Here is a 19,343-nt window from a genome sequence, read left to right on the forward strand (position 1 = left end):
CGCTTGGCGGACCGCACGCGGCTGGGGAACACTGCGGGTGAGGACACCGGCCGATCGCCGGACCCGACCAAGACCTTGGAGGACGACGTGGCCAGCGAGGAACAGCGGACCATCACCGGCATCGGGGTGTGCCCCGGCAAGGTCGTGGGACCGGTCGTCTTCCTGCCCGAACCGCTCGCGGAGCCCTCGCCCGGACTCCGTCTGCGGCCCACCGCGGACCTGCAGGCCGAGGCGGACCGCATCCCGGTCGCGGCGGCACAGGTCCAGGGGGACCTCGAGCGCGCCGCGGCGAACGCGACGGGAGACACGCGCGACGTCCTCGAGGCCACGGCCGCCATGGCCGCCGACCCGACGCTCGCGGCCGACGCCGCGCGGCGCGTCATCGACGAGCACCTGATCGCCGAGCGCGCGGTGTGGGAGGCCGCCGAGTCCGTCGCCCAGCAGTTCGAGGCCCTGGGCGGGTACTTCGCCGAGCGAGCGCGCGACATCGCCGACGTCCGCGACCGCATCGTCGCGGCGCTCTCGGGCAGGCCGGCCCCTGGCGTTCCCGACCACCCCGAGCCGTTCGTCCTGGTCGCGCTCGACCTGGCCCCGTCGGTGACCGCGGGCCTGGACCCGGCCCGCGTCCTCGCGATCGTGACCGACGGCGCCGGTCCCACGTCGCACACCGCGATCGTCGCCAACGCCATGGGCATCCCCGCGGTCGTCGCCGCGACGGGCGCGAGCGAGGCCCTGACCGCGGGCGACACGGTCCTCGTCGACGGGTCGGCGGGCACGGTGCTCGTGCACCCCACCGACCAGCAGGTCGCCACGGCCCGGGCGCTGGCGGCGACCGTCCGCACGTTCTCCGGCGAGGGCCGCACGGCCGACGGCCACCGCGTCCAGCTCCTGGCCAACATCGGCGACCCCGCGGGGGCCGAGCCCGCCGCGGCGGCGGGCGCCGAGGGCGTGGGCCTGTTCCGCTCCGAGTTCTGCTTCCTCGACCGCGAGCAGCCGCCCTCGACCGAGGAGCAGGTCACGGCGTACCGGACGGTCTTCCACGCGTTCGCCGGTCGCAAGGTCGTGATCCGCACGCTCGACTCGGGGGCCGACAAGCCCCTGCACTTCCTGTCGGTCGACGACGAGGAGAACCCCGCGCTCGGCGTGCGCGGCCTGCGCACGGCCGAGAAGTGGCCCGAGCTCCTCGAGCAGCAGCTCGAGGCCATCGCGATCGCTGCCGCGGCCGAGGAGGCCGAGGTCTGGGTCATGGCCCCCATGGTCTCGACCGTCGCGGAGACCGAGTGGTTCGTCGCGCGCTGCGCGGCGCACGGACTGGGCACCGCGGGCGTCATGATCGAGGTCCCGAGCGCGGCCCTGCTGTCCGGCCCCATCCTCGCGCGGGCGCACTTCGCGTCGATCGGCACCAACGACCTCACGCAGTACACCATGGCGGCCGACCGTCTCCTCGGGTCGCTCGCCGAGCTCTCCGACCCGTGGCAGCCCGCGGTGCTCCAGCTCGTCGCCGCGACCTGTCGCGGCGGGGACCTGCAGGGTCGCCCCGTGGGCGTGTGCGGCGAGGCCGCCTCGAACCCCGTGCTCGCGGCCGTGCTCGTCGGGCTCGGGGTGTCCTCGCTGTCCATGACCGCGCGGGCGATCCCCGACGTCGCCGCACTGCTCGGCGCGGTCACGATCGGGCAGTGCCGTGAGGTCGCCCAGCTCGCGCTCGCGGCCGAGAGCGCGACCGACGCGCGCGCCGTCGTGCGGGCAGCCCTGCCACAGCTCGACGAGCTGGGGCTGTGACGTGCCCGGGAGCGGTGAGCGTCACGTCGTGACGGCACCCCCGGGCACGACGCCGGGTGGGATGATGGCGGCGTGACCAGCGACCCTGCTCCCCACCCCGGCGCCTCGCCCGCGCCGCTCCCCGTGAGCGCCGCCGCCCCGCGGCTGCGCGAGTCCGTCACCTCGGCGGGCTCGTTCTACGACGAGATCGGCGGGCACGAGACCTTCGTGCAGCTCGTCGACGTCTTCTACGCGGGTGTCGCGGCCGACCCGGTGCTCAAGCCCATGTACCCCGAGGAGGACCTCGGCCCGGCCAAGGTCCGGCTGACGACGTTCCTCGAGCAGTACTGGGGCGGGCCCACCACCTACTCCGAGCAGCGTGGGCACCCGCGCCTGCGCATGCGCCACGCGCCGTACAAGGTGAACCCCGACGCGAGGGACCGCTGGCTCGCCCACATGCGCGCAGGCGTCGACTCTCTCGACCTCGCGCCGCTGCACGAGGCCACGCTCTGGGACTACCTGGAACGTGCCGCCCACTCGCTGATCAACACCTTCGAGGAGTGACGTGACCGACGTGACGGCCCCCCGCACCGACCAGTCCGAGCAACGCGACCACACCCAGCCCCTGCGGACCAAGGTCACGGCCGACGAGCTCGCCCGCGACCCGCTGGGCAACCTGCTGCGCGCGCTCCAGCTCGAGGAGAAGCCGGCCGACGACTCCCGCTCCGACGGCGCCGACGTGCGCTTCGGCGGCCTGAGCGTCGACCAGCCCAACGCCCGGATCTACGGCGGCCAGGTGCTCGCCCAGGCGCTCATGGCCGCAGGCCTGACCGTCGAGGGCGACCGGCGGCCACACTCGATGCACGGCTACTTCCTGCGCGCGGGCGACCTCGACGCCCCCATCGAGTTCGCCGTCGAGAAGCTGCGCGACGGCCGCTCGTTCAGCGCACGCCGCACGCACGCCGTGCAGCACGGCAAGCCGATCCTGTCGATGATCGCCTCGTTCCAGGAGGAGCAGGACGGCGTCGAGCACACCTCGCCCATGCCCGAGGCACCCGCCCCCGAGACCCTCCCGTCGGCCTTCGACGAGCTCGGCAAGATCCCGCACCCCGCGGCACGCTCGCGCTCGCACGAGGCCGCGTTCGACCTGCGGCACGTGGGCGGCTCGCTCTACCTGGGTCCCGGCGCCGAGCGCACCGACCACCAGATGGTGTGGATGAAGGCCCGCGGGCCCGTCGAGGGCGACCAGCTCCTGCACCGTGCCCTCATGGCGTACGCGTGCGACCAGATCATGCTCGAGCCCGTGCTGCGCAAGACCGGCTCGAGCTGGGTCACCCCCGGCGCGTCGATCGCGAGCCTCGACCACGCCATGTGGTGGCACCGTGACGCGAGGGTCGACGACTGGCTGCTCTACGTCCAGTCCTCCCCCAGCGCCCAGGGTGGGCGCGGCCTCGGGGCCGCCCGCGTCTACACGCGGGAGGGGACGCTCGTGGCGAGCATCGCGCAGGAGGGCATGCTGCGGCTCCCGGTCTGAATGAGGTGGCTGGCGCCTGGTGGACCGTGCGACACTCCGAGGCCATCGATGATCGGAGCCTCATGTCCACGCCCCTGGCGCCAGCCCTCACGACCCTGTGGCGACCCACGGGACCGGCCGAGCTCGCGCTCGTCGAGGCGTCGGGCTGGACGGCCTGGCCTCCACGGCTGCCTGAGCAACCGATCTTCTACCCGGTGCTGAACGAGGAGTATGCGATCCGGATCGCGCGCGACTGGAACGTCCCGCACTCGGGGGTCGGCTATGTGACGCGCTTCCAGGTCGAGTCCTCGTTCCTCGAGCGCTACCCCGTCCAGCAGGCGGGCGGGCGGACGATCCTCGAGCTGTGGGTCCCGGCAGAGGACCTGCCGGACCTCAACGCGCACATCGTGGGGCGCATCGAGGTCGTGCACGAGTTCCGCCCTCAGGACGCGACAGCCTGACGGGCGAGCCGCCCGGGCGCGGGGCAGGATGACCGGATGGTCCGCCTGCGCCGCGTCTCGGTCTCCTCGCCCGGGTACGGCCGACGCCGCCACGGGAAGGGCTTCTCGTACCTCGACGTCGACGGCTCCCGGCTGACCGACAGGAACGAGGTCGCACGCTGCACGCGCCTCGTCGTCCCGCCCGCCTGGTCGGACGTCTGGATCTGCCGGTACCCGGACGGCCACATCCAGGCGTTCGGGTACGACGACGCGGGGCGCGGCCAGTACCTGTACCACGACCAGTGGCGGGAGCGCCGCAGCCGCCGCAAGTTCGACCACGTCCTCGCGGTGGGCGCCCGCCTGCCTGCGGCTCGCCGCCGCGTCGCCAAGGACCTCGCCCTCGACGGGATGCCGCGCGAGAAGGTCCTCGCGCTCGCGTTCCGGCTCCTGGACCTCGCGTACTTCCGGGCCGGCAGCGAGACGTACGCGAAGGCGAACGGCAGCTACGGGCTCGCGACGCTGCTGACCGAGCACGTGCGCGTGCGCCGCGACGGCTCGGTCCACTTCCGCTACCCCGCGAAGTCGGGCCAGGTGCGTGACGTCGTCGTCGACGACGATCGGGTGCGCGAGATCGTCACGACGCTCGTGCGGCGTCGGGACGCGGGCGATCTGCTCGCGTGGCGCGAGGAGGCGCCGGGCGGTGTCGTCTGGCACGACGTGACGAGCGCGGACGTGACGGCCTACCTCAAGGAGCGCCTCGGCGAGGACGCGACCGCGAAGGACTTCCGCACCTGGCACGCGACGGTCCTCGCGGCCCTCGCGCTCGCGGACTCGGGCGCGCCACCCGCCTCGGCCCGTGCTCGGCGCGCGGTGGTCGCAGGCGTCGTCCGGGACGTCGCCGACGAGCTCGGCAACACCCCGGCCGTCGCGCGGTCGTCGTACGTCGACCCGCGCCTGATCGACCTCTGGGAGCGCGGGCAGACCGTCGCTCCGCTCCTGGGCAGGCGCCGGAGCCAGGCCGCGGTGGAGCGTGCGGTGCTCGACCTGCTGGCCTAGTCGCGGGCCCGGTCCAGGCTGCTCCGGAGACGGACGAGCCCCGCGGGACGAACGGCCCTTCCTGGGAGTCTCCTGGACGTGCTACGTTCTGCCGCCATCTCATCACGTTCAAGCACGGAGCATCGACGATGATCTTCTTCGGCTGGGGCCGCAAGGCCAAGTCACAGCACATCTCTCCAGAGCAGGCGCTGGTCCTCGCCTACGCGTACGTCCACATCTTCTGGCTCTTCCGTATCACGGTGCCGCGGGAGTACAGCCTCGCGACGCTGACGCCGTCGGGCTGGGCCCAGCGACCGCTGACCGCGGACGAGACGACGAGCGCACGCAGCGAGCTGTCGATCCACTGGTGGTGGAAGTGGGGGCTGGCGATCATCGGCGTGCCGTTCTTCGCGTTCTTCGTCCTGGTCCTCGCTCTTCCCGCCTGACGCGGATCACGCCCAGGTCCCGGGGGCCGGCAGGTCGCGAGCGGCCGGCCCCCGGGCCACCATGGGGAGCACCATGACTCCCGTCGACGACACCGCTCCCCCACCCACCGCGACCGCCCCTGCCGACAGACCGACCGAGAGCTCCGAGCCGACCCCCCTGACGGTCGCCGTCACGGGCGTCACGGGGTACGTCGGTGGCCGCCTGGTCCCCGAGCTCCTGGACGCCGGGCACCATGTCCGGGCGCTCGCCCGCCGCCCCGAACGCCTGGCCGGACGCGACTGGGCGCGCCGCGTGGACCTCGTGCAGGCCGACGCGTCCGACCTCGACCAGATCCGCGACGCGCTCCGCGGGGCCGAGGTCGCGTACTACCTCGTCCACTCCCTCGGCACGGGCAGCTCGTTCGCGGCCCGCGACCGGCGGACCGCGCTGACCTTCGCGCAGGCCGCCCGCGAGGCGGGCGTGGGCCGGATCGTCTACCTGGGCGGCCTGTTCCCCGACGTCGACGACGCCGAGCTGTCACCGCACCTGGCCTCGCGCAAGGAGGTCGGGGAGATCCTGCTCGCCTCGGGAGTCCCGACGACGGTGCTCCAGGCCGCGGTGATCCTCGGCTCGGGCTCGGCCTCGTTCGAGATGATGCGCTACCTGACCGAACGCCTGCCCGCGATGACGACGCCGCGCTGGGTCGACAACCGCATCCAGCCGATCGCGATCCGTGACGTGCTGCGCTACCTGGTCGGCAGCGCCACGATGCCCGCAGACGTCTCGCGGGCGTTCGACGTCGGCGGCCCCGACGTCCTCACGTACCGCCAGATGATGCAGGGCTACGCCCAGGTCGCGGGGCTCCCCCGGCGGCTGATCGTGAGCGTCCCGGTCCTGACCCCGCGCCTGTCGAGCCACTGGGTGGGTCTCGTGACCCCTGTCCCCGCGAGCATCGCGCGCCCCCTCGTGGAGTCGCTCGTCCACGAGGTCGTGTGCGACGAGCACGACATCGCGCAGTACGTCCCCGACCCTCCCGGCGGGCTGATCGGCTTCCGCCGCGCGGTCGAGCTCGCGCTCGAGCGCATCCACGACGGCGAGGTGACCACCCGCTGGTCGTCGGCCGCGGTCGAGGGGGCACCGAGCGACCCGCTGCCCTCGGACCCCGACTGGGCGGGCGGCTCGCTCTACGTCGACGAGCGGCGACGCGTGGTCGACGCCCCGCCCGACGTCCTGTGGAAGGTCGTCGAGTCGATCGGTGGGCAGGGCGGCTGGTACTCGTGGTCGCTCGCGTGGCGGGTCCGCGGGCTCATGGACCGCTTGTCGGGGGGACCGGGTCTGCGCCGGGGGCGCCGTGACGAGAACACGCTCGTGGTCGACGACGTCCTGGACTTCTGGCGGGTCGAGGCGATCGAGCCGGGCCGCCGGCTGCTGCTGCGCGCCGAGATGCGGCTCCCCGGCCTCGCGTGGCTCGAGCTGCGGGTGGACGAGGCGGCCGAGGAGGTCGCGGAGCCCGACGACGTCGGCCCCGCCCCCGAGGACGCGTCCGGCCCGTGCCGGACGTACTTCGCGCAGCGCGCGCTCTTCTACCCGCACGGGCTCGCGGGCCAGGCCTACTGGTGGTCGGTCAAGCCGTTCCACGGCGTGGTGTTCGGTGGCATGCAGAAGAACATCGCCGAGGCTGCCGAACGGGCGGCCGCGGCGGCGCGCACGGGTCCGGGCACGGCCGACCGGACCGTCACTCCTCCGCGGTGAGCATCCGGTCCACGAGCGCGAACGCGGTCTCGCTCACGACCATGCCCGCGAGGGTCACGTCGGTGAGGTCGGCGTAGTCCTCGATGAGCTCACGGATGTCCTCGTCGAGGACGCCGGGGCGGTGGACCGCCCCGCGCGCGGGCACGGCCCCCGAGACGAGGTCGAACGCGAGCGACGCGATCGCCGCGAGCAAGGGATCCTCCGAGGCGACGAGCCGGGCGATCGCGGCGCGTCCGGCGAACGAGGTCGCCTCGCCCGTGACGGCCTGGAAGGCGAGCAGCGCGACCTGCAGCGTGCGCGGCCCACCGAGGAACGCGGCGTCGAGGCCGGGCAGCAGCTCCTGCGCGGCGAGCAGGACCTCGAGCTGGAGGTCGACCTGCTCGGCGGGCTCGCCGGGCAGGTGCGCGGCCCCCATGGTCAGCAGCAGGAGCGCGACGCCGCTCCGGACCTCCTCGGCCAGGCCCTCGTCCCGCACGACCGCGGCCAGCACGCGCAGCGCGGGCAGCGACGCCTCGTAGAGCGCGCCGTCGTGGTTGACGACCTGCCACAGCAGGTCGAGCGCCTCGTCGCGCTCGGGTCCCTCGGGCCCGACGACGGCGCGCACCAGGGGCGGGAACGCGTCGGCGGGGCCGAACGCGCCCTGGAGGGCCTGCCAGTCCACGGCGCCGAGCTCCGCCTCGACCTCCGAGACGGGAGGGATCGTCCGCCGGACGACAGGCGCGGCGATCTCGGATTCGACGGTCTCGCGTTCGGCGGTGACGGCCTCGGCCTCGCCGACGACCTCTACGGTGTCCACGCGCGCATCATGACATCTACCGGGGACATCCGTCACCGTCGAGTTCGTCACCACCCCTCTCAGCATCTCGTCAACGCCCCCTGCGCCGGAACTCCAGAGGGTCCTCGACGAAGGGCTGCCAGGCAGCGCGCTCGTCGTCCGTGATGCGTCGCGGAGCCCCCGTCGACGCGTCGACGACCACGATCGTCGTCGCGGCCTTGGCGTAGGGGCGGCTACCGATCGAGGGTCCGGTGCGTCCCGAGGGCTCGGGCCACTCGGTGTGGACCTCGTAGCAGACCTCGAGGCTCGCCCCGCCCAGGTGCCCGAGCCACATCTCGACGCGCACCGGGCTGCGCGTGAAGCCGAGCGGCCGCAGGTACTCGATCTCCTGCCGGGCGACGAGCGTGTGCGAGGTCGCGTGGGGGCCCGTGTCGAGCACGGCCGTGGGCCAGCTCTCCTCGACCGTGGCCTCGGGATGACGCCAGAAGGCCGTGATGCGGGCGTCCTCGAGGAGCCGGAGCATCTCGACGTTGTTGACGTGCTGGTAGGCGTCGAGGTCGGACCAACGCAGGGCGACGGGGACGTGCAGGCGGGTCATGGAAGTCCTTTCTTCGATTCCGCAGGGCCTCGCACCACGTCGCGGCCGATGGCTCGGGACGTGGGGGCACCCGGGCCACCCTACGCCCGCCTCACCCCGCCGCGATATGGGCGGCCACGCGGCACGTCGTCAGGGCCGACAGCTCCTCGGCCACCGGCAGGCGCACCTGGCCGTCCGCGACCCGACCGACGCTCTCCCGCAGCCTGCGCCGGGCACGCGCGGCCCGCCGTCGGGCACCCAGCGCGCCCGCGAGGCGCGAGACGAGCGCCACGACCAGCCCGACCACCACCCCGCCCACGACCATGAGCGTGGGCCACGGGAACCCGCGCCACGTCGGGGTCTCGGGCGCGGGCAGCTGGAGGTACGCGAGGACCGCGAGCACACCGAGCCACACGAGGCCCGCCGCCAGCACTCCCAGGACGACCCACTGGACGAAGCTCACGACCCCCCACCAGACGGGGCGTCGCGTGGCCTCGAGCTCGGTGCCGGCCACGGCGAGGTCGAGCGCGTCGTCCAGACCGTCGGTGCTCGACGCGACCCGGGACCGCGCGGCGAGCACCCAGTCCTCGGGCGCCCCTGCCGTCATGGTGCCGACGTACTCGCGGACCGCGACGTGGGCCCGGGCCGCGAGCGTGGGCGAGGCGGGCGGGAGCGACGTGCGCGAGAGGTCCGGCCGGTCCGTGCCGCGCGTCAGCCCGAGGCGGCGCAGCGGGTCCACGCGCAGGCGCCCGATCCAGCGCGTGGGGGGCCAGCCGGTCGCGGCCCGGGCACGCCGGTTCGCCGACCCTCGGACGGCGTCCACGACCGTGGGCACCCCCGCCGCGGCCTCGAGCGCGTCGACGAGCCGCTCGCGCGCGGCCTTCTGCGAACGGTCGGGGACCTTGTCCCCGCACGCGTCCGCGATCCTCGTCGCGACCCCGCGCACGTCGGCGACCAGGCGGGCCACCGCCGCCTCGCGCCGCGCGGCGGCCTGGTCGAGGAGCGCGTCGAGCTCGTCGACCCCCTGCCCCGTGGTCGCCGAGACGCCCAGCACGCGGGCCGCAGCGAGCCCGTCCTCGGCCACGAGGCGACGCAGGTCCGCGAGGCACGCGGTCGCCTCCTCGGGGGTCAGCCGGTCGATCTGGTTGAGCACGACCACGACGACGTCCCCGTGCCCCGCGAGCGGACGCAGGTACCGCTCGTGCAGCGCGGCGTCGGCGTACTTCTGCGGGTCCACGACCCACACCAGGAGGTCGACCCGCTCGACGAGCCGTTCGGCGATCGCCCGGTGCTCGGTCTCGACCGAGTCGTGGTCCGGCAGGTCCAGCAGCACGAGGCCCTGGGTCGCCACCGCCGCACGGTCGGCCGCGTGGTGCCGGTCACCGACCTCGAGCCAGCTCAGGAGAGGGTCCGCACCCGGACCCCAGACGACCGCCATGGGGCGCGACGTCGTTGGACGCGTGATGCCCGGGCGCGCGAGCGGCTCCCGGGCGATCGCGTTGAACAACGACGACTTGCCCGAACCGGTCGAGCCCGCGAGCGCCACGACCGTGTGCTCTGCCGACAGCGCGCTGCGCGTGGCCGTGCGGTCCAGGACCGCGCGCGCGTCGTCGAGGAGCGCTGCGGGCAGCCGCCCCTCCCCCGCGGAGACCGCGGTCTCGAGCGCGGAGACCCGGTCGGCGAGGTCGAGGCGGGCCATCAGCGCTCGTCCCCGGGCTCGTCGGTCGCGGTCGTGCTGGTCACGTCGGCGGCGGTCTCGTCGGCGGGGCGTGCCCCGAACAGGCGCCGCCAGAAGCCGGGACGCTCGGCGCCCGGCCGTTCCTCCGCGGGAGGCGTGCCGGGGGTGCGGGGGTCGTGCGCGTGCGCGCCGCGCAGGGCTCCCGCCTGCCCGACGACGGAGCCCGGGTCCGGCGCACCGGTCACCTCTGCGGCGCGGGCCTTCTGCTCGCGCCGCGCGGCCCGGCGCACCTCCTCGGCCGCGGCGCGCAGCGGGGCACCGGTCGCCTCCCCCGTGCCGAGCGCGTCGAGCTGGGACGTGAAACGTCGGGCCTCGCCGTCGAGCACGGCCCCGACGCGGGCCGAGAGGCGGTCCTGGGCCGTGCGCGTGAGCCGGCGCACGGCGTCGTCGCCGAACACGGCCTCGAGCAGCTTCTGGGCGAGCACCGCGGTGCCGCCCGCGATACCGATCTCCGCCCCCGTGATGCCGCCCGTGGACGCGAAGACCAGGACCATGAGCGAGACGCCGAGCCCGTTGAGCCCGAACGACAGAGCACGCGCCGTGCCCCTCTTGGCCGCGGCCTGCTCGCTCACGAGCGCGAGGACGTCCGCCTGCCAGCCCCGGATCTCCTCGGCCACCCGGGTGCGCAGGGTGCCCGAGGCGCGGGACAGGTCGAGCCCGTCGAGCAGCGCGGCCCCCGACGGATCGGCGCGCCACGCGCGGTAGCTGCGCTCGGCGGCCTCCTCGGCCGCGTCGAGCACGACCGACTCCAGCCCGTGCGTGATGGCCTCCTCGACCTCGGGGACCTTGCGCCCCTTGCCCCGGAAGAACCCGCTGATCGCGTCGCGGACCGAGCCCACCTTCTGCTCGACCGCCCGGAAGAACTCGCCCGTCCCGACGAAGTCCTGCCAGCGCGAGAGCACCTCGCCGCGCAGCATGGTGCCGTCGCTCGTCGCGGCCAGGACCGTCCGGCGCGCGTCCTCGTACGCGGCGTCGACCGCGGCACGCAGGTACCCGTCGGCCTCGTGCTGCACGTCGACCGCGCCCGCGAGCTCGGTCGCGCGCCGGACCAGGTCGTCGACCACACCGTCGCGCGTCGCGTCGATCACGGCCGAGCGCGCGCCCGCGTCCCCTCCGAGGGCCGTGAGCCAGCGGGAGATCTCCCCCACCGCGGTCTCGGGAAGGAGCCCGTCGACGAGGTGCGCCTCGGGCACCAGGAAGATCGGCGCGTGCCCCAGACCGTTCTCGGAGGCCAGGCGGTGCAGGTCGGCGCCCACGGCCTCGGCGCCGGGGTCGACGCGGTCGAGCACCAGGGCCACCTGAGCCCGGCGCCGGGCGGCCTCGTGCAGCAGGTCCCACGGCACCGCGTCGGCGTAGCGCGCGGCCGTCGTGACGAAGAGCCAGAGGTCCGCGGCCCCGAGGAGCTGTGCCGCGAGCTCCCTGTTCTCGACGACGACCGAGTCGACGTCGGGGGCGTCGAGGAGCGCAAGGCCCTGCGGGAGGGCCTCGGACGCCACCAGGCGTACCGACCGGTGGGCCGACGGGCTGTCCGTGTGGTCGACGGTCCCGGTCACGCGCGCTAGCCCGGGCAGGATGCGGTCGGTGCTGAACCAGCGCACGTCCAGGGGGTGGTGCACGAGCACGGGAGAGCGCGTCGTGGGCCGCAGCACGCCGGGCACCGTGACCTTCTCGCCCAGGACCGAGTTCACGAGCGTGGACTTGCCCGCCCCCGTCGACCCGCCCACGACCACGAGCAACGGGGCGCTGCGGGCTCGCAGGCGCGGCAGCAGGTAGTCGTCGAGCTGGTCGACCGCGAGCGCGAGCGTCCGGCGGTCCTCCTCGACCCCGGGCGTCGTCAGGGGCAGGCGCTGGGCGGTGAGCTCGCCGCGCAGGACGTCGAGGGCCGCGACGAGCTCGTCCGTGCCCGACTGCGCGGCACGTTCGAGCGACCGCCCGACCACGGGGTCCTCCGCTGCGGCGTGCCGCCCGAGCAGGCTCTCCTCGACCGACGAGGGCCCGTTCGCCGAGGGCCCGTCTGCCGAGCTGCTGGGCGCCGGCGCGTCGAGGTCCTGCCCGGTGCCGGCGGGACCGCTGCCGGCGCCGGGCTCGCCCGGCCCGTCGTCGCTCGTGCGCGCGGCACCGCCGTCGGGGTCGCCGCCGACGGTCCGGCCGGCGTCGTCGCTCGGGATGGTCATGGGCCTCAGTCTGCCGGACCCGGCAGCCGAGCGACCGGTGAGCGCGCCGCGCACGCCGGGTGACGTCGGGCCGGAGGCCGCGAGCGCGGGAGAGCTGGACCGGGCGAGTCGGGAGGGGAGACGGGGGCGACCGGCCCAGCCCGCGGGCGGCGCGCCACGCACCAGAGGGCCCCGACGAGGATTCGTCGGGGCCCTCTGGTGCGGAGCGTGTCGTTCGTCGCGGCTGCCCCGGTGGGGCGGCACGCGTCAGCGACGGATCAGTCGCGCGTCAGCTTGCGGTACGTGACGCGGTGCGGGCGCGCTGCGTCCGCGCCGAGGCGGCCGATCTTGTTCTCCTCGTACGAGGCGAAGTTGCCCTCGAACCAGTACCAGTTCGCCGGGTCCTCCTCGGTGCCCTCGTACGCGAGGATGTGCGTCGCGACGCGGTCGAGGAACCACCGGTCGTGCGAGACCACGACGGCGCAGCCCGGGAACTCGAGCAGGGCGTTCTCGAGCGAGCCGAGGGTCTCGACGTCCAGGTCGTTGGTGGGCTCGTCGAGCAGCAGGAGGTTTCCACCCTGCTTGAGGGTCAGCGCGAGGTTCAGACGGTTGCGCTCACCGCCCGAGAGCACGCCGGCCGGCTTCTGCTGGTCCGGACCCTTGAAGCCGAACGCCGCGACGTAGGCGCGCGAGGGCATCTCGACGTTGCCGACCTTGATGAAGTCGAGCCCGTCGGAGACGACCTCGAACAGCGTCTTCTTGGGGTCGATCCCGCCGCGCGACTGGTCGACGTAGGAGATCGACACGGTCTCGCCGACCTTGAGGTCGCCGCCGTCGAGGGGCTCCAGGCCGACGATGGTCTTGAACAGCGTCGTCTTGCCGACACCGTTCGGACCGATCACGCCGACGATGCCGTTGCGGGGCAGCGTGAAGCTGAGCCCGTCGATGAGCTTGCGCCCGTCGAAGCCCTTCTGCAGGTTCGAGGCCTCGAGGACGACGGACCCCAGGCGCGGGCCCGGCGGGATCTGGATCTCCTCGAAGTCCAGCTTCCTGGTGCGGTCCGCCTCGGCAGCCATCTCCTCGTAGCGCGCCAGACGCGCCTTCGACTTGGTCTGGCGGCCCTTCGCGTTGGAGCGGACCCACTCGAGCTCGTCCTTCAGACGCTTCGCGAGCTTCTGGTCCTTCTTGCCCTGGATCGCCAGGCGCTCCTGCTTCTTCTCCAGGTACGTGGAGTAGTTGCCCTCGTAGGGGTACAGGCGTCCGCGGTCGACCTCGCAGATCCACTCCGCGACGTGGTCGAGGAAGTAGCGGTCGTGGGTCACGGCGAGGATCGCGCCGGGGTAGGACGCGAGGTGCTGCTCGAGCCACAGGACCGACTCGGCGTCCAGGTGGTTGGTGGGCTCGTCGAGGAGCAGGAGGTCCGGCTTCTCGAGGAGGAGCTTGCACAGGGCGACGCGGCGACGCTCACCACCCGAGAGCACCGACACGTCGGCGTCCGGCGGCGGGCAGCGCAGCGCGTCCATGGCCTGCTCGAGCTGCGAGTCGAGGTCCCACGCGTCGGCGGCGTCGATGGCCTCCTGGAGGGTGCCCATCTCGGCGAGCAGCGCGTCGAAGTCTGCGTCCGGCTCGGCCATGAGCGCCGAGATCTCGTTGAAGCGGTCGAGCTTGCCCTTGATCTCGGCCACGCCCTCCTCGACGTTGCCGAGGACCGTCTTCTCCTCGTTCAGCGGCGGCTCCTGCAGCAGGATGCCGACCGAGTAGCCGGGCGAGAGCCGGGCGTCGCCGTTCGAGGGTTGCTCCAGCCCGGCCATGATCTTCAGGATCGTGGACTTACCGGCACCGTTGGGGCCGACCACACCGATCTTGGCACCGGGAAGGAAGTTCAGGGTGACGTCGTCGAGGATGACCTTGTCACCGTGCGCCTTGCGCGCCTTGTACATGGAGTAGATGAACTCAGCCACTGGCTCTGTTCCACCGTTCGATCGCTCGCGGGATGCTGTGCGCCCGCCCCGGACCCGGGGTGCCCCAGGTGGGGCGGGCGTCTTCGACCCCTCAGCCTACGCGGTCGAGGTTCAGCGCGTCGCCAGGAGCTCGCGGGCCACGGCCTCCTCGCCCGGGTCCTCGTCGGCACCGAGGCGCGCGGCACCCTCGTCCTCGTCGAGGTCGAGCGCGTCGTCGACCAGGCCGTGCTCGGCGTCGTCGTCCTCGGCGACCGGCTCCCCCAGCGGGCCCAGGTCCCACTCGGTGTCGCGGCCGGTGTCGGCGAGCAGTCCCGAGGCCTCCTCGTTCCCTGCCCTCTGCCCGGGGTCGACGGCCACCTGGCCGCTCGTGGCGTCGTCAAGCGTGGTGGGGCGGTGGACCGTGGGCGAGAAGCGGGCCTGCCCCCGCGTGAGGTCCGGTCCCAACGCGCTCGCCTCGATCACGAGGTTGGTGCGCGGCCCCTCGGGGCTGGTCCACTCGTCGACCGCGAGGCGTCCCGTGACCACGACCGCGTCGCCCTTGCGCAGCGAGGCCACGACGTTCTGGGCCATGCTCCGCCACGCCTTGACCGTGAACCAGATGGTCCGGCCGTCGACCCACTCGCCGCGCGTACGGTCGAGGTAGCGCGTGGTGCTCGCGATGCGGAAGCTCGTGAAGTCGTTGCCGGTCGGGGACGCGAACAGCCTGGGGCTCGTGCCCATGAAGCCTGCCAGCGTGACCGTGACGTCGTTGCCCATCGTTCCTCCTGGGTGCGGGGCCGGCCTGGTGCCGACCGCGACCTCAGGCTGACGGTTCGCGGGCCGCCGTGTCCTGCGTCGAGGGGTCGTCTGTGGACGGGGCGACCATGTCCTGGGGTGTGGGCAACCTCAACGCCCCGGTGAGCGGTGCCGCCCTGCCCGTGTCCCGCGCGGACTGCGCGAGCTCCCGCACCCTGCGGTGCTCGTCGAGCAGCTTCTGCGTGGGCTTGCCCATGGTCTCCTGGACCACGCGCTCGACCGCCCCGCGCCCCGACGCCAGGACCGTCGCCTCACGCCGACGGGCCAGGGTCCGGCGGATCTGGATCCCCGCGAGGAAGAAGCCGAGCGCCACCAGGACGGCCGCGCCCGCCACGATCGCGAAGGTCGCGACGATCGTCCGGTCGAGGTCCAGCACGCCCAGCGAGCTGAGGATCGCGAGCGCCCCCGTGACGACGGCCACGCCGATCGCCACGAGCGCCGTGGTGCGCGTCGCACGAGCCGACGAAGGGCCACGCGTGTCGAGCGAGACCTTGGACAGCGCCCGCTGGGTGTCCTCGACCAGGCGGTCTGCCGGGGCGACGGCCTCGTCGAGCGCCCGCTTCCAGCCCGGGCGCAAGGACTTCCCGGCCCGCGCGAGCCACCGGCTGCGCGAGAGCGCGACCGCGTCGGTCTGCGGCGGCGCGAACTCGGGTCGGCCGTAGCCGTTGCGCACGGCCGCGGCGACCTGGCCGGCCACCGCGGAGAGCCCGGTCGCCTCGCCGATCGCGACGACCTCCTCGTCGACCGCGGTGCTCATGGTCCACGGCACCTCGCCCGGGGTCTGCTCGAGCAGCAGGGCCCCCGCGCGGTCGAGCTCGCCCGCGACCCGGCTCGCGGCGACGCTGCGACGGGCCACGGCCTGCTGCAGCAGCTCGCGCACCTGGCCGAGCCCCTCTCCCGTGCGGGCCGAGACCATGGTCACGTACACCCCGGACAGGCCGTCCTCCTCGAGGAGGCGACCCATGTCCGCGACGAGGTTGCCGCGCTGCGTGGTCGGGACCGTGTCGATCTGGTTGAGCGCCACGACCATCGACGCCTCGAGCCCGACCGACTTCTGCAGGTAGCCCGAGTGCAGCGCGTCGTCCGCGTACTTCTGGGGGTCCACGACCCACACGAGCAGGTCGACGAGCGGCAGGACGCGGTCGACGACCGCCTGGTGCGCGGGCTCGATCGAGTCGTGGTCCGGCAGGTCGAGCAGGACCAGCCCGTCGAGGCCCTCCTCGGCGTCCCCGTCGAGCTCGCTGCCCCGCGTGATGCGCCGCTCCGGGTCGACCTCGAGCCAGTCCAGGAGCGCCGTGGCCTGGTCGCTCCACGAGCACGCCGTGATGCGGGCCGTCGTGGGTCGCTTGGCGCCCACGTCGGCGAAGTTCAGGCGCGAGATGCGGTTGAACAGGCTCGACTTGCCCGAGCCCGTGCCGCCCGCGAGCGCCACGACCGTGTGGTCGACGCCCAGGGCAAGCCGCTCGCGCACCCCGCCGATCGCGGTCCGGATCCGGTCCGCGACCTCCGGGTCGAGCCGGTCCCCCGCGAGATCGAGGGCCCTGCCGAGGTCGTCCGCACGGGACCTGAGCTGAGAGTCGTGGGACGTCATGAGAGCCTCCTGAGCTCAGCGAGGCGCAGGCGCAGCCCGACGGCGGCATCCGGCGCGAGGGCGGGGATGTCGAGGCGTTCCAGCAGGTCGACGGGTTCGCGGGCCACCATCACGGCGGCACGGTCGGCGAGGTCCGAGGCCAGGGTCTGCGCGGAGGCGAGGCCCGGGTCGCCGAGCAGGGACTGCACGAGCCGCGTGGCGTCGTCGACCCCCGCGGCGGACGTGAGGAGCAGCGCGACGAGCCCCGTGGGCCCGAGCGCCTTGACCGCGGCCTCGGCCCGGCGGTTCTCGGCGCTGTCCTGCGGGGTGACGCCCGGCTCGTCGATGCCGCGCAGGGCCTCGACCGCGCGCTCGGCGACCGAGACCCACTCGTGGACCTGGTCCTTGGCGGCCTTCGCGCGTGCCGCCTCACGGGCCGGGTCGCCGTGCTCGGGCGCGAACGCGGGGCCCCCGGGGGGAGCGTCCGGGCCGGTGAGAGCTGCGCGCAACGCGTCGTCGGCGCTCGAGCCCGCCGCGACGAGCGTGCGCGTCGCGGCGGCACGGACCTCGTCGAGGAGCGGTTCGAGCGCGGCCTCGCGTGCGCGCCCTCTGCGCTTGGTCGAGCGCGCCAGCCCGTGGCGCACCTTGAGGCGGTCGATCTTCTCGGCGCTCGCGAGCTGGGCCCAGCGCGAGGCGACCGAGCCCTCTGCGACGACGCCCGAGGCGACGGACGCGCGGGCCGTGGCCTCGGCGTCGGGCAGGGCCTTCTCGATCGTGGCGCGCAGCACCTCGGCGGCCTCGACCTGCTGCTGGACCGCGTCCGCGATGCCCGTGACCCACGCCGGGAGCGCGGCGAGCGAGCCCTTGAGCGTGCGCACGATCACGGCGCGAGACCGGTCCGGACCCGCGAGCATGGTCAGCCACCGGGCGATGGGGGTCACGGTCGCGCGGTCGAGCATGCCCTCGTGCGGCCCGACGTCGGGGATCACGAAGAGCGGCACACCCTCCATGCCGTGCTCGCGCAGGCGGGCCAGGAGGTCGCCGCGGATGGTCGTGAGGTTGTGCTGCGGGACACGGTTGAGGACCATCGCGACGCTCGCGCCACGTTCCATGGCCTGACCGAGCGCGACCCAGGGCAGGGCGTCGCCGTAGCGCGCCGCCGTGGTCACGAAGAGCCACAGGTCCGCGGCCTCGAGGAGCTGGGCGGCGGTCGAGCGGTTCTCGGCGAGGAGCGAGTCGAGGTCCGGCGCGTCCAGGAGCGCGGTGCCGCGCGGGACGCCGTCGTGCTCGACGACGCGTGACATCGCGGTCGTGGGGCTGTGGACCAGGACGTCCACGTCGAGCGGGTTGTAGGCGAAGACCGGCTCGCGGGTCGTGGGGCGCAGCACGCCCGCCTGCGACACCTCCTCGCCCAGCAGCGAGTTGTAGAGCGTCGACTTGCCCGCGCCCGTCGACCCCGCGATCACCACGACCGCCGGGGAGGACAGCTCCTTGAGCCGCGGCAGCAGGTGCTCGTCGAGCTGGTTGAGCAGACGCCGGCGGGCGGCCTCTGCCTCCTCGACCCCGTCGAGGACCAGCGGGAGCTCGACCTCGGCCACGTCGCGGCGCAGGTCACGGCCCACGTCGAAGACCGTCGTCCCGATCTCCTCAGGGGTGTTGCCGGGCGTCCTGCCCGAGGCGGGGGTGGCCCGCGGGGCACGGTCGGCAGCATGTCGGGTCGTCACCCGTTCATCTTCTGTGGTTCCCGAGGCGATGCCAAACGCGCGCGCCGGTCGCGGGGCCGCGGACTGCCGAGGAGCCGGGCGAGGCCGGCGGGCGGGGCTGTGCGGGACCGTCTGCGACACGGCCGTCTCGCGCGCGTGCGCGCAGGTCACGGCCGGATCCCACTACGATGGTCCCCGCGCCCCGATAGCTCAATGGATAGAGCAACGGCCTTCTAATCCGTAGGTTGCAGGTTCGAGTCCTGCTCGGGGCACCACCGCGCGTCGTCGCGACGGCGCCTCGCCGTGTCTCTGACACGATCTCCCCATGCCTCTCGCCGACCTCCTGCGGCTCGCCGTCGCGGTCCTCGTCCTGGTCGCCCTCGCGTACGGGGTCCTGGCCTGGACGGGGCGTCGCACCGTCCCTGACGCCCTGGTCGCGGTCCTGCGCGCGGCCGCGCAGCTCGCGCTGGTCGCGCTGGTCATCGGGTGGATCTTCGCGCACCCGGCCGCGGTCGTCCCGTACCTGGCCGTCATGCTCGTGGCCGCCGGCGCCACGTCCGCACGGCGGATCGGTGGCGGCTGGGCGGCCCTGCCGTGGTTGCTGGTCTCGATCGGTACCGGACCGGCGGTGGTGCTGGGAGTCGTGCTCGCGGCGGGGGCACTCGCCCCGACCGGGCAGGAGATCCTGCCGTTCACGGCCCAGGTCATCGGCGGCGCCATGACGGCGGCCTCGCTCGCGGGCCTGCGGATGCGCGACGACGTCGCTCACCGGTGGGGTGAGGTCGAGGCCATGCTGGCGCTGGGCTTCACGCGGCGCGAGTCGGTCGCCGACCTCGGACGCCAGGCCGCGGCCCGCGCGCTCGTCCCCGCGATCGACCAGACCCGGGCGGCCGGGCTGGTCACCCTGCCCGGGGCGTTCGTCGGGCTCCTGCTCGCGGGGGCCGAACCGTGGCGGGCCGCCCAGGTCCAGCTCCTGGTGCTCGTGGGGCTGCTGGCCGCCCAGTCGATCTCCGCGGTCGGGACGGCGGTGCTGACGGCTCCGCTGTGGGCGGCTGCCCGGCCCGTCGTCGCGGTCCGCTAGGACGGGCGACGAAGCTGCGGCGGCAGGCTGGCCGGGGATCTCCGGGTGGTGTTTTCGTGTAGCCAC

16 protein-coding genes and 1 tRNA gene are annotated in these 19,343 nt (G+C 74.1%); 9 read left to right on the forward strand and 8 right to left on the reverse strand.

Translation table 11 applies throughout. The annotated features are described in order from the left end of the window. Nucleotides 1-87 precede the first annotated feature (87 nt). From ptsP to H9641_RS09015, 7 genes are all read left to right on the forward strand, one after another. Nucleotides 88-1,779: a phosphoenolpyruvate--protein phosphotransferase gene (ptsP, locus tag H9641_RS08985; protein ID WP_191802993.1), complete on the forward strand. Its 1,692-nt coding sequence runs from the start codon at nucleotides 88-90 to the stop codon at nucleotides 1,777-1,779. 144 nt (nucleotides 1,780-1,923) lie between these two features. Then, the gene (locus H9641_RS08990) at nucleotides 1,924-2,322 is read left to right on the forward strand and encodes a globin (RefSeq protein ID WP_191803226.1); all 399 of its coding nucleotides are present in this window, start codon (nucleotides 1,924-1,926) and stop codon (nucleotides 2,320-2,322) included. A gap of 61 nt (nucleotides 2,323-2,383) precedes the next feature. Further along, a complete protein-coding gene (locus H9641_RS08995; protein WP_191803228.1) occupies nucleotides 2,384-3,292 on the forward strand; it encodes an acyl-CoA thioesterase in 909 nt (302 codons plus the stop codon). 62 nt (nucleotides 3,293-3,354) lie between these two features. Continuing rightward, entirely contained in the window at nucleotides 3,355-3,732 is a 378-nt protein-coding gene (locus H9641_RS09000) for a hypothetical protein (protein WP_191802995.1), read from the forward strand. A gap of 36 nt (nucleotides 3,733-3,768) precedes the next feature. Beyond that, nucleotides 3,769-4,767 (forward strand): DNA topoisomerase IB, encoded by a 999-nt coding sequence (locus tag H9641_RS09005; protein WP_191802997.1) that lies wholly within the window; start codon nucleotides 3,769-3,771, stop codon nucleotides 4,765-4,767. Nucleotides 4,768-4,895: 128 nt separating this feature from the next. Beyond that, nucleotides 4,896-5,192 carry a hypothetical protein gene (locus tag H9641_RS09010; protein WP_191802999.1) on the forward strand — a complete coding sequence of 99 codons (297 nt, stop codon included), beginning with the start codon at nucleotides 4,896-4,898 and terminating at the stop codon, nucleotides 5,190-5,192. Between the two features lie 73 nt (nucleotides 5,193-5,265). After that, the gene (locus tag H9641_RS09015; RefSeq protein ID WP_191803001.1) at nucleotides 5,266-6,924 is read left to right on the forward strand and encodes an SDR family oxidoreductase; all 1,659 of its coding nucleotides are present in this window, start codon (nucleotides 5,266-5,268) and stop codon (nucleotides 6,922-6,924) included. Here the strand turns inward: H9641_RS09015 and H9641_RS09020 are convergent. The 8 genes from H9641_RS09020 to H9641_RS09055 form a co-directional block, all read right to left on the reverse strand. Beyond that, nucleotides 6,908-7,720 (reverse strand): hypothetical protein, encoded by an 813-nt coding sequence (locus H9641_RS09020; protein ID WP_191803003.1) that lies wholly within the window; start codon nucleotides 7,718-7,720, stop codon nucleotides 6,908-6,910. The genes H9641_RS09015 and H9641_RS09020 overlap by 17 nt on opposite strands. Nucleotides 7,721-7,790: 70 nt before the next feature. After that, entirely contained in the window at nucleotides 7,791-8,297 is a 507-nt protein-coding gene (locus tag H9641_RS09025) for an acyl-CoA thioesterase (RefSeq protein WP_191803006.1), read from the reverse strand. A gap of 91 nt (nucleotides 8,298-8,388) precedes the next feature. Then, nucleotides 8,389-9,975, reverse strand: coding sequence for a GTPase family protein (locus H9641_RS09030; RefSeq protein WP_191803008.1), 1,587 nt, complete (start codon nucleotides 9,973-9,975; stop codon nucleotides 8,389-8,391). Continuing rightward, entirely contained in the window at nucleotides 9,975-12,188 is a 2,214-nt protein-coding gene (locus H9641_RS09035) for a dynamin family protein (RefSeq protein WP_191803010.1), read from the reverse strand. Before H9641_RS09035 ends, H9641_RS09030 begins: the two co-directional genes overlap by 1 nt. 257 nt (nucleotides 12,189-12,445) lie before the next feature. Continuing rightward, a complete protein-coding gene (ettA, locus tag H9641_RS09040) occupies nucleotides 12,446-14,128 on the reverse strand; it encodes an energy-dependent translational throttle protein EttA (RefSeq protein WP_191803012.1) in 1,683 nt (560 codons plus the stop codon). A 111-nt stretch (nucleotides 14,129-14,239) separates the two neighbouring features. Continuing rightward, a complete protein-coding gene (locus tag H9641_RS09045) occupies nucleotides 14,240-14,884 on the reverse strand; it encodes a single-stranded DNA-binding protein (RefSeq protein WP_191803014.1) in 645 nt (214 codons plus the stop codon). 43 nt (nucleotides 14,885-14,927) lie between these two features. Continuing rightward, nucleotides 14,928-16,514 carry a GTPase gene (locus H9641_RS09050; RefSeq protein ID WP_191803016.1) on the reverse strand — a complete coding sequence of 529 codons (1,587 nt, stop codon included), beginning with the start codon at nucleotides 16,512-16,514 and terminating at the stop codon, nucleotides 14,928-14,930. Beyond that, nucleotides 16,511-18,217 carry a GTPase gene (locus H9641_RS09055; RefSeq protein WP_191803019.1) on the reverse strand — a complete coding sequence of 569 codons (1,707 nt, stop codon included), beginning with the start codon at nucleotides 18,215-18,217 and terminating at the stop codon, nucleotides 16,511-16,513. Before H9641_RS09055 ends, H9641_RS09050 begins: the two co-directional genes overlap by 4 nt. Nucleotides 18,218-18,395: 178 nt before the next feature. Here H9641_RS09055 and H9641_RS09060 point away from each other — a divergent pair. Both H9641_RS09060 and H9641_RS09065 read left to right on the forward strand, forming a co-directional pair. After that, nucleotides 18,396-18,471 (forward strand) — tRNA-Arg (locus H9641_RS09060). Between the two features lie 50 nt (nucleotides 18,472-18,521). After that, entirely contained in the window at nucleotides 18,522-19,277 is a 756-nt protein-coding gene (locus H9641_RS09065; RefSeq protein WP_191803021.1) for an ABC transporter permease, read from the forward strand. Nucleotides 19,278-19,343: the final 66 nt, after the last annotated feature.

It is taken from the genome of Oerskovia merdavium (genome assembly GCF_014836755.1).
GTDB lineage: Bacteria > Actinomycetota > Actinomycetes > Actinomycetales > Cellulomonadaceae > Oerskovia > Oerskovia merdavium.